This window comes from Candidatus Limnocylindrales bacterium, assembly GCA_035571835.1.
Lineage (GTDB): Bacteria > Desulfobacterota > Binatia > UBA1149 > CAITLU01 > DATNBU01.
On the sequence record DATNBU010000037.1, the window covers coordinates 167,428 to 180,241 of the forward strand.

Sequence of the window (12,814 nt, forward strand, 5' to 3'; positions counted from 1 at the left end):
TGCCCGAGCTGACACCGCTAATTTTTGCCGGACGAAATCTAAGCCCCGACGATCACAATCGACGCCCCGCGCTTTTTTATTTCCAGGATTTTGCGTCCTACTCGGCGGGTATCCGGTATGACACATTCCACGGCGGCTCGGACGAAGAGTGCGAGTTCGATCCAGTCTGGAACTGCTATGAGGAACGCGGAGCCACTGTCAGTGGAATCTGCGAGTTCGAGGAGGCCATCAACTGCCTTCTTCGGTGTTCTCTGCGTCGGAGCGGCTAGCGTCGGACCACAATGGTAGTCCGGTGAACGCGCGGAGCGGTGGAACTCCCACCGCTAGCGACCCCGCAGCGCCTCCGACGCGCGCTGCGCACCCTCTAGCCGGCGATTCACCTCATCCCAATTCACGTTCGCGAAGAACGCATCGATGTATTTCGCTGCAGCTGCACCGTAGTCCATCTGGTAGCTGTGCTCGTACATGTCGAGGACGAGCAGGGGAACGCTCGTCGCCAGAACCTGCGTATGATTGCCGCCCGCGAAAGTACGCAGTGCGCCGGTGTCGAGCTCATAGCCTAGGATCGCCCAACCGCTGCCGCCGCCGAGCCCCATCGCAGTAACGCGGATCTGCTCCTCCCAGTGCGCCGTCGTTCCGTAGGCCGCAGCGATTGCCGATTCGATCGCGCCCGACCTTTTGCCGTTGCCGCCGAGATTCGCGAAGTATGCCTCGTGCAGCGTCTTCGAATTGCGGAACGTGAGCTCTCGGTCGCGAAGCGCCGCGACAATCGGAGGAGGCGTTTCGGCGTTGATCTTCGACAGCTCCTGCTCGATGCGGTTCAGGTTCTTGACCGCACCACCATAGTTGTTTTCGTGGTGCGACGTGATCATCCGTTCCGAAAGGCCGCTCAGCGAACCTGCGGCGAACGGAAGCGGAGTCACCGTATTGCTGCCCGTGAGCGCGACAGGTGTGCTCATGTCGTGATCTCCTGAGGTTTGACCTGCATTGGAAGCAAGTGCGTCGATGCACGCCGTTCCCGCGACAAGCGCCGCACTTCCGACTGCGATGACGGTAAGCGCCTCCCGGCGCGTGAGCAATGGATCGAATGGCTTGCGGGTGGAGCGGGACATTGCCGCTCAATGCAGCGCTTTCGCGAAGCAGGCGAGAAACGCATCCAACATATCGCTGCGGCGCGCGAGCCGAGCCTCGTCACTCTGGTGCAGCGCAGTCGGCCCATCGATGTGCGTCGCCAGTCCGGGTGAGCGAGCTCCCACGGGGTGAAAGATACAGTTGAATCGCGGATCAGGTCAAAGATGATGCAGCTGCACCACTCGGGGCCTCGGGAGTCATCTCGAAGCGGGCTCATCGGTCGCGAGGGCTGCATGGGATAAACAAGATCTCGCCTCACATGACGCAGTTCATCTCAGTCCAGACGAGAAGTCGGAGGTAACAAACATGAAACGAATATCTGCATTACTCGCAATCACATTCGCGTTCGGCCTTGCCTCGTGGACCGCGGCATCGGCCAGAGAGAAAGAGGAGACGCTGAAACTGTCGGATGCACCGGCGGCAGTTCAAAAGACCATCAATGAGAAAGCAGCCGGTGCGAAGATAGTCCGCATGGAGAAGGAGCAGGAGCACGGCAAGACGGTGTACGAAGCCGTTGTTCTGAAAGACGGCAAGGAGACGGGCATCGAGGTTGCAGCCGATGGCACGTACATGAGCTCGCACGACGAGAAAGCCGAAAGCCAGGGCCGAAAAAAGTAACCCTACGCGCTGAACCAACCCGGATCGCCGGTGAGCGAGTTATGCTTGCCGGCGATCGAGCATCGACGGCGCCATCGTCTTCGACGTTTCGATCGGCAGCACGCCGCCTGGCGTATGCGCAGGACTGGTCGTGTCCACTGGGCGCTAGCGCGCCGGGCACCTCGATGCGACGGTCATCGTCTTGCTGCTTCCGTCAAAGCGCCGCACGTCGATGCATCGGTGGGCGGAGGCCGACACTCCTGGCTCGAGGCCTTCAGTCAAGGCATACGGCATTTCCGGCAGTGTTCGGTACACCGAAATGCCGGTTCTCGGATCGACGCGCCACTCCTCCCCGCGATTGGTGCCCGTGTCGGCGTAGCTGTTGAGGCCGGTCGCCAAGGTCAGTCCGACCAGTGAAATGGTGAATGCGGTTTTACGTGTCATGTATTTTCTCCGGCCCACACAGTTATTAAGAATGTTCGCGCGGCTGTCTCGCATCAGAACAACTCTCCGCAGGCTTTGCCTATGAGACGCCAGATCCCGACGCGGGTTACCGCGATCTTGTTTACATTGTCGCCCCCTTCGACGCCGCGTGCCGCAGGAGCTCACGGTCGTTCGAAACCGGCTATCGGAAGAGTGAACTGTATGACACACCAGTCCCTTCCAGCAGCGTTGTATTGATCTTCCTCTTTGCCAGGCGCGAATCAGGGTCGTAGAGTAGCGAAGATGAAGACATACCTCCGAGTCACGTCAGGTTTCCTTCTCCTCGCTGTGGGAACCCTGGTTCCTTGTGTTGCCGCTGCTCAGTGGGAGTGCCCCGAGGTTGCGGCCACGGAAGGCTCCTGCGGGCAGTCGATCTGTCCAGAAGATGGCGTCCAGGCCGCGGACGCACTGGAAGCACTGAAAGCGGCCGTTGGCTCAGCCTACTGCGCATCGTGTCGCTGCGACGTCGATTCGAACGGCAGCGTCACTGCCAGTGATGCGATCCGGATTCTACGGAGCGCTGTCGGCACGGCCGGCGATCTCAATTGTCCTGCGTGTAACTCGCTGACGCTTTACGCGGTCGAGGGTGAGGCGAACAGCGACGACCCGACAAGCACCGCCGCTAGCCCGACCATTGATGGCTCTGCTCTTCCGCCGCAGTGGTTCAATATTTCTTCCACGCTGCTTCCTGATGGGCGCACGGCAAAGATCGGACGGCAGCAGTTGGACCCGCTGACGACACGGCTGCTGCTGCTCGACGAGAACGGCGAACTGGTCTCGAACGTCGTTCTCTTCGAAGGTGTGTATGTGGACGGACGCCTGGACTGCTCGGCGGGCAGCGATCGCTGCGTGGCTACACCGAGGGCGTTCTCCCAAGAGGAGAGGTTTTTTCTGGCGACGGTATTCGATGTGGATGCGGTGGATCATCGCGGCACGGTCATCCTCAAGGGAGTTGTGAGGGAAGGCGAAGGCGATACCGAAATCTCGACCGGCGCGGGACACAACCAGATCGAGTGCGACGAACGCGGCATTTGCGTGGCAACCTGGATCTTGTCCCGGACGACCGTAGAGGACGAGTACTACTCAAACACAGAGTCGCTCGGCTACTATGCCAGAGCATTCAACGTTCACACCGGCGAGGTTGGCCCTGAGCTCTTCCTGGCCGACTCCGATCCTGCGGAATTTCGAGCACCATCCGTCGTGACGATCGATGCCGGTCTCTTCCGCGTCACGTTGCCGACGGGCGAGCTCTTCGATTTTGAGGTCCGCTGACCCAGCGGCTCTGTAGTGACTTTTGTCGAACTAGCCGGCACCTTGCCGAACCGATTTCATGACGCCGAGCTCAGCAGCTTTGAGATGGACTATGCGGCTCGAATCCTGCGCCTGAACCTGGAGGTGTGGATCGGCAGCATGGATGAGCCGCCGCCGCGTCGTGAAAGGTATCGCCTCGCGACTGTGACCTGTCGCGACGTCGCTTACTTCGTTGTCGAGCCGCCGGATGCTTCCTGTCCAGGTTCTGCCACGCCAGGCGGCATCTCGATCGACACCGGCGAAGGAAGTCCCGGGAAGTACCGGCCGACACTGCCGGACGCGCCAGAAGGGACTACCCCGATCTGGATGTTCGTCATGGACTACAACAGTTTCATCTTTTTCGCGGCAGGTGACTCATCGCTGGAGTGGACCGGCGAAGACCGATTCTACTGAAGTCTGCGGCATTCACGTACCGGCTACGGCACACATCCGCCCGCACCAGGAACATAAACTCGTTCCGGTGATCCGCCGCAATAAGCCCGCAGCACATTCTGCCGCCGTAACAGCGACGGCCCGACGGACGCGCAGAACGCCGATGTCGTAACGGGATGTTCGGGATCGGCCTCTCCGATGTCGGAAATCGGAGACGGAAAACACGAGCGGTGCTGCATCAGCGTGCAGGTGGAGCACCCGTCGCCGGGGCAGTCTGCCGCCGTTTCGCAGTCTCCGTTGCTCGTGCACGGGACGACGCCGCGGCTGTCCATGGTGAGCACTCCGTCGCATCTCTTGTCGATCGGTCCGTTGGCGCACTCGCCGCTGCCGTCTCCGAGATCGGTGCAGACTCCGTCGCTGCACGCGTTCGGCTTCGGATCCGAGCTGCCACGGTGCGCCGAGCACGTCGACGGCACACAGCTGCTATTGCAATCGGCATTGTTCGAACAAGTCTTCGCGTAGGACGACAAACAATGACCGGCCAGACACGGGCCTGTGCTCGGGATGTCGACGCAATCGGTGTTGCTGTCGCACAAAACGTCGTCGCCGGTGCAGCGGCCCTGTCGGCTCGCGCACTCGGCGTTGGTATTGCACGGCGTAGCCAGGTCGCCGCTGCAGATGAGGCACGGGCAACGAAGATCGGGATGATTGCTGCCGCACGACAGGTTCGAGTCGAGCTCGGCCTGGTCGGTCGTCTCCGTCGCGCGAACGATGGCCGGGCCCACAGGACAACTGCCCCGCAAGCAGGCGAACGCGACCAGGGAAGTGCTCAGGCAGTCGAGACTGTAGCCGGATGCACCACGCAAAGCCCCCAGCGGATATCTCGAATTGATGCCATTGACGTCACACGCCGGGCCGGGAACGTCGCTCGTACCGACGCAGGTCCCGCCACGCTCACCGTCATTCGCAACTTCGTCGAGCATGCAATGACCTGCGCCTTCGCAATCGAGATCGTCCAGGCAGCCGATGGAGCTGTTCTGGTCGCAGACACCGCCGCAGTAGGCGCAAGGACTTCCGGTAGCTTTCCGGAAATACGGCGACATCAGCCGTTCTTTGACGATTGCGCTCTCACCGGTGTCGACGTTGACGGTCCCGCGGACGTCGGCTTCGAAGATCGGCAGCATGCATGCCTCGTATCCGGGCGTCGCCAGCGGCTGAGGGGCGCCGTCGAAGCAGTTGCAGCTTGCTGCCGCAGTGCAGGTCGAGATGCAGTCGGCGTCGGCGGAGCAGATCGCGCCGGTCTCGCAGCGCGACTCTTCCAGGCAGTGCCCGTCGCTGCAATCCTCGTTGCTGCTGCAGAGCTTCGAGCGGTCGGTCAGGCAGCGTCTTGCGCACGGTGTCGCATCACAATCTCCGTCGTCGTCGCATGGATGACCGCGATAGTGGCCGTCCGCACAGATCCGGCAGTTGTCCGCATCGGTTGCAAGCGGTTTGTCGCAGGTCTGGTGAACGTCGCTCTTGCAGCGGCAGTTTCCGGCGGAAGGGTCGATGCCGAGAATCTCGCAGACACCGCAACTCCCGTCCTCCTGCGGCGAGCACGCCACTCGCACACGAAGCCTCGATTCGCCGTTGAGCGTCTGACCATGGGCGGTGCCGTCCCAGCCGAAATCGTAAGCCGTCGCAGTCTTGCAACGCGACGTTTCCTCATCGCAGGTTCCGACCGCGCAGTCCGCATTGGTAGCGCAGGACGCACCGCGCGCCTCCTGCGTGATCCACTCTACTACGTCGGGGCAGGACGCCGTCGTCAGCGTGGTCGTCGTCAGCGATAGCGTCGTAGTCGTTACGGATATCGTGGTTGTGGGCGTCGACAGCGTCGTGGTGGGACTCGACAACGTCGTAGTCGTCGTTGAGGTCGTGGTCGTCGTCGGGCAGCAGCCCAGTGCAGGCCTTTCGCCGACCGCGGCCCACAGGCAGCCGAGCGCATCGCTCGCGAAAACCGAGCCGCTGCCGTCGACGTCGCATGCGCACGGTTCGCAGAGCTCTGCTCCAGTTGCTGCCTTCAGGATGAAAAGACAGTCGCTTGCGTGAGGAATGACCCTCGCGGCGCCCGCAGCTTCACACCACGGCTCGGCGGCCCTGGCTGGCAAGGCAGTCACGACAAGTAGTAGGCAGGGTACGATCCAGAACCGGGTCGAGATTGGATTGCTCAAGCATGAGCGGAATATCGCATGGTCGAGGTCGAAGGAAGCGAAGCAAGTTCTCGCTGTCATTTCGACTGGCTGTAGCGGCGCCCGCCCGTTACTACACAGCCGATGAACGCAGAAGTCAGACGCTTGGTGGCCGCCGCCTTGCTCGCATTCACCACGTCAGCGTTCGCCGGGACAGCGCCGCCTGAACCTGCAGGGGGCACGAATAACATGAAGCGTTTTGGGGCGGCCGTCCCGGATGCAGACTCCTGGGCGAGTGCAGAGAAGGCCATAGTTCGGCTGGCGCCGTCCGCATTTCCGGATCTCCCCGCGCCTCTCAAGTCTCACCTCACGCAGATCGGCTGCACCATTCCGCAGTCATTTGCTGACGAACAACCGCACAACGTCATCAAGGGACAATTTCGTCGCCGCGGGCAGACGGACTGGGCGGTCCTCTGTCATCGCGGCGATACTACGAGCTTGCTCGTATTCTGGGAGGGCGCGCCTGAGAAATCGGAGGAACTGTCGAAGGGCAAGGATGAAGGCTTCCTTCAAACCACCGACGGAAACGGAACTATCGGCTTCAGTCATCTCATCGCAACAGTTGGCAAGGAAGACATCATGGCCTACTACGAAGGCTTCGGTGGAGCTCCGCCTCCGGCCCCACTCGATCACGAGGGCATCGACGATGCATTCTACAACAAGGCTTCCGGGATCCATTACTGGCATGATGGGAAGTGGCTTGGGCTTCAGGGAGCTGATTAGTTTTCGATGATCGCTTCGTTCCGGATGCGATCTCTCTGGACGCTGCTCGGCCTCGCGTTCCTCTCCACGTCGGACGCTTTTGCGGCGCTCTCAGAAGACGCACCGATCGTAATCCGCGACCAGACCGCGACGGCGACGACAGACGTCGCGATGCGCACCGATGGAGGCTTCATCGCAGTCTGGGATCGCGAAGCGGCCAATCATTTCGTCAGGATCGAAGGAAGATGTTTTGCCGCTGACGGATCTCCGGTCGGAGGCGTCTTTCGAATTTCGAAACTCCGTGGCGGCAATCAGCATTCTCCATCTGTCGCCGTTTCGGGCAACGGACGGTTTCTGGTCGCCTGGTACGGCCAGGATGAGGACGATCCGGCCGCGATCCAGGCACGCGTAATCGACCAGAATTGTTATGTCGCGGGTCCGTCCTTTGTCCTGCACAATCCCACGCCGCAGAAAAACGAGTTCGCGCCATCCGTCGCACGCGATCGTGACGGCTTCGCAGTTGCGTGGGCGTCGGACGATGGCGTGCACGTCGTCCGTCTCGACAATGACGGGAACGCGCGCGGCAAGTTCTTCCACCCGGAAACGGACATTCGCGGCGTCGCAGTCGATGGATTGTCCGCGAGCCGGCTCGTCGTTTCGTGGAGCAGCGTGCACTATCGTTCGTTGACGATCGATTCCGAAGGCCCGGTTGGACATGTGGACGGTCTGGTTCTCTCGGCCGCGAACCAGGTGATGGAGAACTTCGAAGCGAATAGCGATCGGATTCCGACAACCTACGACTACATTGTCGACGGCGAGATGCGCGTCGCCCTTTCGGCGAGCGCGACCGGCAACTTTGCGATTACCTACGACAGCGCGATCCCCCCGTATGTTTACAACGCGGACGATCACGACGGCGGTTATACCCTCGGCGCAAAGATCGAGCGCTTCAGTTCGAACGTGTCGTCGCTCGGAAGCCTGTTCGTGGATGACGTATACTCATCGGGGCGCGTCGCCGACGTTGCGATGACGCCGGGTGGAAATGTGGTCTCGTCAGTCGAAGGCAACGGGCTCGGTCTTCGCGCGATCGATTGTCACGGGACGATCCTCGGCGACGCGCTGATCCGCGCTAGCACCGCCGAAGCGACGTCCGTATCCGCCTCGTCGATCGCGATCGGCGAACACGGGGAAGGCGTCGTAGCGTGGGCGGAGCAGCGGACGGCCACGACTGCGCTCGTTGCCCGGCGCATTCATCTGGATGATGCCTGCGCGCTCTGCGGAGATGCCGACACGAGCGGTTCCGTGACAGCGATCGATTCGCTCATTGCGCTGCGAACGGCGGTCGGTACGGGAAACTGCGCGCTCGATCGTTGCGATGCCGACGGGTCGCGGGTGATTGGCTCGCCGGATGCGCTCCTTGTTCTGCGCGCTGCGGTCGACGGAAGGGTGCTGGCTTGCAACCGCGCGCCGCAGATCGACCTGAAGACGAGCTCGCGAATCTCCGATTCGGGGTTTGAGCCGTCGCTCATATCGGAGCCCGGCGGTGCGCGTCTCGTCTGGTCCGACTATACGGCGGAGGGTGGTCGGGTCGTTGGGCGCCATGTGGATTCGGGTCTGGAAGTCGGTCCGTTCGAAGTTCTGGGCGGACCGGATGAAAACCAGTTCGTCAGAAGTCCCAGTGGTTGTTCCGGTAGCAATGGACTGGCGATCGCATGGACAGACCAGCTCGCCGAGCTGCCGGTTGGAATAACGCTCGATCGATCCAACGTGCTCGTTTCTCTACCGGGAATTCCACCTCTGACTGCAAACCAGCCTCTGCTCGGCTCCCAAGCCGGTGCAGCCATCGCGTGCCTCGCCGATGGCCGGTATGCGGTTTCATGGAGGAGCTACTGCGACGGCGTCGATCGCCACGGCATTACCAACGCGTTCTTCCGTCCCGACGAGTGCGACGACGGCCCGGCAGACGGCGCGTACGTCCAGTCGTTCGATTCAAACGGGAATCCGTTGGGAGCGCCGGCCGCGGTTGCGCTGTTTTCTTCGCCGTACGCCGGATCCGCGGTTGCGGCCTTCGACGGCGATCGATTCGTAGCGATGGCGACTTCGACCGTCCAGCTACGATCGAGCGAGAACGAATTGTTGAGCGAAGCCAGCGTCCCGGGCGAGGTTCCGTTCGCTGCGATACCGATTCTACAGTGCGCCGGCAGTCGATGCGCGGAAGTCGGTACCAGCGACAGTGCGCTTCTTATCGATGCCGAGCATTTAAACGATCTTCGAAAGATCGTGCTGCAGTCAACGATGCAGCTCGGACCGGACCGCGTGATCGAAGCGGCCGATTTTTCGATCGGATGCGACACGGCCGGGTCGTGTGTCGCAACATGGTCCCTTTTCGATCGAACTCTGCACTCGGACTACTACGAGACCGACACGCTTGGAGTCTACGCCCGACCGTTCGACCTCGAGTCGGGAGACCTCGGCGAGAGCATCCGTGTACGCAACGGCACGTACGGGGATCTCAGTGTGAGAGTGGCCGGCGCGGCGCCGGGAGTATTCCTCGTCGCCGCGGTCGAGAACAACAGCACCACGCTGCACCGGATCGAGCTTCGTTGAAGCGCGGGGGTGCGGAAGGCTCTAGTGACGCAGACAACATCGTTGGCAGGCCTCCCAACTGAAATCCTACGCCGGGCAAAATTCCTCGTAGCGCAGAAACGCAAGGTCGTGCACGCTGTCGTTCGAAGCCCCGGGGACGGGCCGGGTCTTCCGAGGGGTCGAAATGACGAAGCACCTTTTCGCGCTGGCCGCGCTGCTGGTCGCCGCGAGCGCCACCACGTCCGCCGCAAGTCATGTGATGCCGGTCGGGCATCTGTTCGCGGCAAGCGACTATCCAAACCGCTACTCCTGGGACTTCTGCACCCTCGGCGACGGAACCGGACTGAAGATCACGACCGATTTTCTGCAGCCTGATCTCGCCGAGCTCCGGCTAGAGCATCGAAGCGCCGGCGGCGCGCTGATCTCTCCCGCGCTCGTCATCGCAAGCGGACCGATCGCGGAAAGCGAGCTCTACTGTGGCGACAGCGGCGAGGCGATCGTCAAGTATCGTTTCAGCAACGACTCGTGCACGCGTTACCGCATGGTTTCTTCCGACCACGTGCACGCCGGCGACGAACGCCAGGCCGCGCCGAACGGAACATGCGACGTCAGCCCTGTGTTCGCGTTCTGGAGCGACGGCTACACGATGGCGTGGGGCGCGTATCATCCCGATGCACACACCGACATCTGGGCACAGGGCTTCGATCGCGACGGAAGTGAGCGTTACGCCCCGGTCGTACTCAGCGGCGATCCCTCGCGCTGGCACAGCTGGCCGGTGCTCGCGACGGATACCGACGGGAACACGCTGGTTTCGTGGGCGGAAGGAAAAGACGAACACACCGACATGGTTGCGGCGGCGATCGGAAAGGACGGCGATCCGGGCGCACCTGTCACGTTCTTTGGCGGCGGCTTCGACCTCGTCGGCAACGGGCCGACTCGTGCCGCCGCAACCAACATCGGTTCGTACATCGTGTACTGGCCGGCTTCGGCCGCAGAATCGCTGCTCGGCCAGCACCTCGTGATCGAAGAGATTGCGCCGCAGCCGACCACCACGTCCACCACGACATCGACCACGCTCGAGAATGACGTCACGCCGATGTTCGGCGACGAGCGAGGCTGGGGCCATGGAGCCGCAGTGTGGGAAATCGGACCGCAGCTTGCCGGTGACGGGCACGGCGGCTGGATGGCGTCGTGGAGCGGCAGTTCCGAGAATGCGTGGCCGTTCCGGCCGCAGTTCCGCTACACATCCGTATCGCACGATTCCGGCCGCCGCTGGTCGCGTCCGGTGCCCGTAGGGAGCGATGTCGCGACGATCGTCAGCGACGGCGCTGGAGAATGGCTGTCGATTGCGGATGCGTACCACTACCAGGACGTCGAGCCGTATCATTCCCACGTGATTGAGATCGGACGTACGCAGGGCGGCGGATCGTCGTGGTCGGAGACGCGCGCTGTGGCGGACCTTCCTCGCGATCCCGACGAAGACTGCTCGAACTACATCAGTGCGCTGACGCTTGGCCGCAACCACAGCGACACGCTGCTCGCGGCGTGGACGCAATCCACCGAATGCGACGACTCGGATCGGAGCACGATCCGGTACGACGTGTATGCGATCCGATCCACCGACAGCGGCCAGCTCTGGTCAGCGCCGAAGCTGCTCTATACGGACTATGACAACGTTTTCCGTCGGAACATGAGCTTGACCGCGACGGGACAGGACGGATGGGTGCTCAACGTGGCGACGGGAACCGCAATCCGCACGAACGACGGAGGAGTGACATGGACCGAACCGGAAGAGTTCGGATTCCAGGACGCCGCCTGCGACGCGTCCGGCTACTGCGTGTCGGTGAGCGATGGCGGCGACGGTTCTCACGGATGGGATGCTGACATCTTCGCATCCGTCTCCGAGGACGAAGGCCGCACGTGGAAACCGCTCGCCGCCGTCAACGACGATGCGCTCATCGATCACTCCCCGGACTACTCGCCGCGGATTGCGACCGACGGCAACGGACGCTGGACGGTGGTGTGGGTTTCGCACCGCAATCTCGCCGGCAAACTCGGGTTCGATGCGGATCTTCTCGAAGCCGCCTCGACCGACGGCGGCCGCACGTGGAGCGCTCCCCGAGCCGTCAGCGTCGCCGCACAGAACGACGGATGGACCTTCGATGACTATCCGGTGCTCGCCTACGGCGCCGGCGCATGGATCGCGCTTTGGCAAAGGCGAACCGTGACGGAAAACTACGAAGCGTTCCGCAGCGACGCGCGCGTCGCGGTAGCCGACGACAACTGCGGCAACGAAATCGTCGACGGCTTCGACGAATGCGACGACGGCAATACCGTCAACGGCGACGGCTGCGACAACAACTGTTACGTGACCGCCTGCGGCAACGGCATCGTCACCGAAGGCGAGGAGTGCGACGACGGAAACCGGCTCGACGATGATGCGTGCGTTGCGGACTGCGTTTCCGCGAGTTGCGGCGACGGCTACGTCGACAGCGAAGTCGAAGAGTGCGACGACGGCAACAGCGACGAGAACGATGCCTGTACATCGGCCTGCACCATTGCGCGCTGCGGCGACGGCTTCGTTGCGCGCGGTAGCGAGGAATGCGATGACGGCAATACCAGCAGCGAGGACGACTGCCTCGTCACGTGCGAGGTGGCGCGCTGCGGTGATGGTTTCATTCTCGACGGCGTCGAGGAGTGCGACGACGCCAACAGCAATACCAGTGACGGATGCCCGGCGAACTGCAAGCAAGCACGCTGCGGTGACGGCTTCTTGTGGCTTGGCGTCGAGGCTTGCGACTCGGGTAGCTCCAGCGGCGCCTGTCCGGCCAACTGCGGCGTGGCCGGATGCGGCGATGCAAACTCCGACGGAGAGCGCACGGCAGGCGACTCGATGTCGATCCTGCTTCACGCGGTCGGAAGGCCGAACCCCTGTCCGATGGACCAATGCGACGTGGACGGTAACCTGTGGATCAGCTCGCGCGACGCGCTGATGACGCTCGGATTGTCGGTCGGGATCGCGTACCCGACGCGCTGTGATCTCGGTCCATGGCTTACCGTCCGCCTTCAGGATGCTCGCACGTTCGGAGCGTTGCAGATCCACGTGGACACTTCGGCGGCGCCGCTTTGGGTGTTGTCCCACGCGCCGAACAATTCTGCAGCTTGCGAGTCGTTGCTTACCGGCTCTCTCATCGCCGGCCATGTCGGCGACGGCCAGCTCGACCTCGGCATGATCGCATCCCAGGGATTCTCCGGACCCGTTGATATCGCGCGATGCCGCGTCGAGGTTACCGGCGATGTACGACCCAGCCAGTTCGCCGTCGAAATACCGGACGTGACCGACGCCGACGGCGCGCCGGTCTACCCGCCGCCGAAAGTGATGCTGAGAGTGATTGCGGAGTAAG

At 62.4% G+C, this 12,814-nt stretch carries 9 protein-coding genes; 6 read left to right on the plus strand and 3 right to left on the minus strand.

The window, feature by feature from the left end; genetic code table 11:
- Positions 1–323: 323 nt before the first annotated feature.
- Positions 324–959, minus strand: coding sequence for a Fe-Mn family superoxide dismutase (locus VN634_16560; protein HXC52495.1), 636 nt, complete (start codon positions 957–959; stop codon positions 324–326).
- Positions 960–1,437: 478 nt separating this feature from the next.
- Between VN634_16560 and VN634_16565 the strand changes: the two genes are divergently transcribed.
- A complete protein-coding gene (locus VN634_16565; protein ID HXC52496.1) occupies positions 1,438–1,749 on the plus strand; it encodes a hypothetical protein in 312 nt (103 codons plus the stop codon).
- A 144-nt stretch (positions 1,750–1,893) separates the two neighbouring features.
- On the opposite strand, the gene VN634_16570 is transcribed toward VN634_16565, so the two are convergent.
- Entirely contained in the window at positions 1,894–2,226 is a 333-nt protein-coding gene (locus VN634_16570) for a hypothetical protein (GenBank protein ID HXC52497.1), read from the minus strand.
- A 228-nt stretch (positions 2,227–2,454) separates the two neighbouring features.
- On the opposite strand from VN634_16570, the gene VN634_16575 reads away from it, so the two are divergent.
- Positions 2,455–3,483, plus strand: a complete 1,029-nt coding sequence (locus tag VN634_16575; GenBank protein HXC52498.1) for a hypothetical protein — start codon at positions 2,455–2,457, stop codon at positions 3,481–3,483.
- A gap of 15 nt (positions 3,484–3,498) precedes the next feature.
- Positions 3,499–3,915, plus strand: a complete 417-nt coding sequence (locus tag VN634_16580) for a hypothetical protein (protein HXC52499.1) — start codon at positions 3,499–3,501, stop codon at positions 3,913–3,915.
- Between the two features lie 23 nt (positions 3,916–3,938).
- Here VN634_16580 and VN634_16585 read toward each other — a convergent pair whose 3' ends face one another.
- Positions 3,939–6,050 carry a hypothetical protein gene (locus VN634_16585; GenBank protein HXC52500.1) on the minus strand — a complete coding sequence of 704 codons (2,112 nt, stop codon included), beginning with the start codon at positions 6,048–6,050 and terminating at the stop codon, positions 3,939–3,941.
- A 156-nt stretch (positions 6,051–6,206) separates the two neighbouring features.
- On the opposite strand from VN634_16585, the gene VN634_16590 reads away from it, so the two are divergent.
- From VN634_16590 to VN634_16600, 3 genes are all read left to right on the plus strand, one after another.
- Entirely contained in the window at positions 6,207–6,845 is a 639-nt protein-coding gene (locus VN634_16590) for a hypothetical protein (GenBank protein ID HXC52501.1), read from the plus strand.
- Positions 6,846–6,851: 6 nt separating this feature from the next.
- The gene (locus VN634_16595; protein ID HXC52502.1) at positions 6,852–9,431 is read left to right on the plus strand and encodes a hypothetical protein; all 2,580 of its coding nucleotides are present in this window, start codon (positions 6,852–6,854) and stop codon (positions 9,429–9,431) included.
- A 163-nt stretch (positions 9,432–9,594) separates the two neighbouring features.
- Complete coding sequence (locus tag VN634_16600) at positions 9,595–12,813, plus strand: DUF4215 domain-containing protein (GenBank protein ID HXC52503.1); 3,219 nt, start codon at positions 9,595–9,597, stop codon at positions 12,811–12,813.
- Position 12,814 lies beyond the last annotated feature (1 nt).

Bases quoted from the DNA above. Each gene is read 5' to 3' on its own strand.
- VN634_16590 (HXC52501.1), top strand. From the start codon at position 6,207: ATGAACGCAGAAGTCAGACGCTTGGTGGCCGCCGCCTTGCTCGCATTC.
- VN634_16595 (HXC52502.1), top strand. From the start codon at position 6,852: ATGATCGCTTCGTTCCGGATGCGATCTCTCTGGACGCTGCTCGGCCTC.
- VN634_16565 (HXC52496.1), top strand. From the start codon at position 1,438: ATGAAACGAATATCTGCATTACTCGCAATCACATTCGCGTTCGGCCTT.
- VN634_16570 (HXC52497.1), bottom strand. From the start codon at position 2,226: ATGCGAGACAGCCGCGCGAACATTCTTAATAACTGTGTGGGCCGGAGA.
- VN634_16600 (HXC52503.1), top strand. From the start codon at position 9,595: ATGACGAAGCACCTTTTCGCGCTGGCCGCGCTGCTGGTCGCCGCGAGC.
- VN634_16560 (HXC52495.1), bottom strand. From the start codon at position 959: ATGAGCACACCTGTCGCGCTCACGGGCAGCAATACGGTGACTCCGCTT.
- VN634_16575 (HXC52498.1), top strand. From the start codon at position 2,455: ATGAAGACATACCTCCGAGTCACGTCAGGTTTCCTTCTCCTCGCTGTG.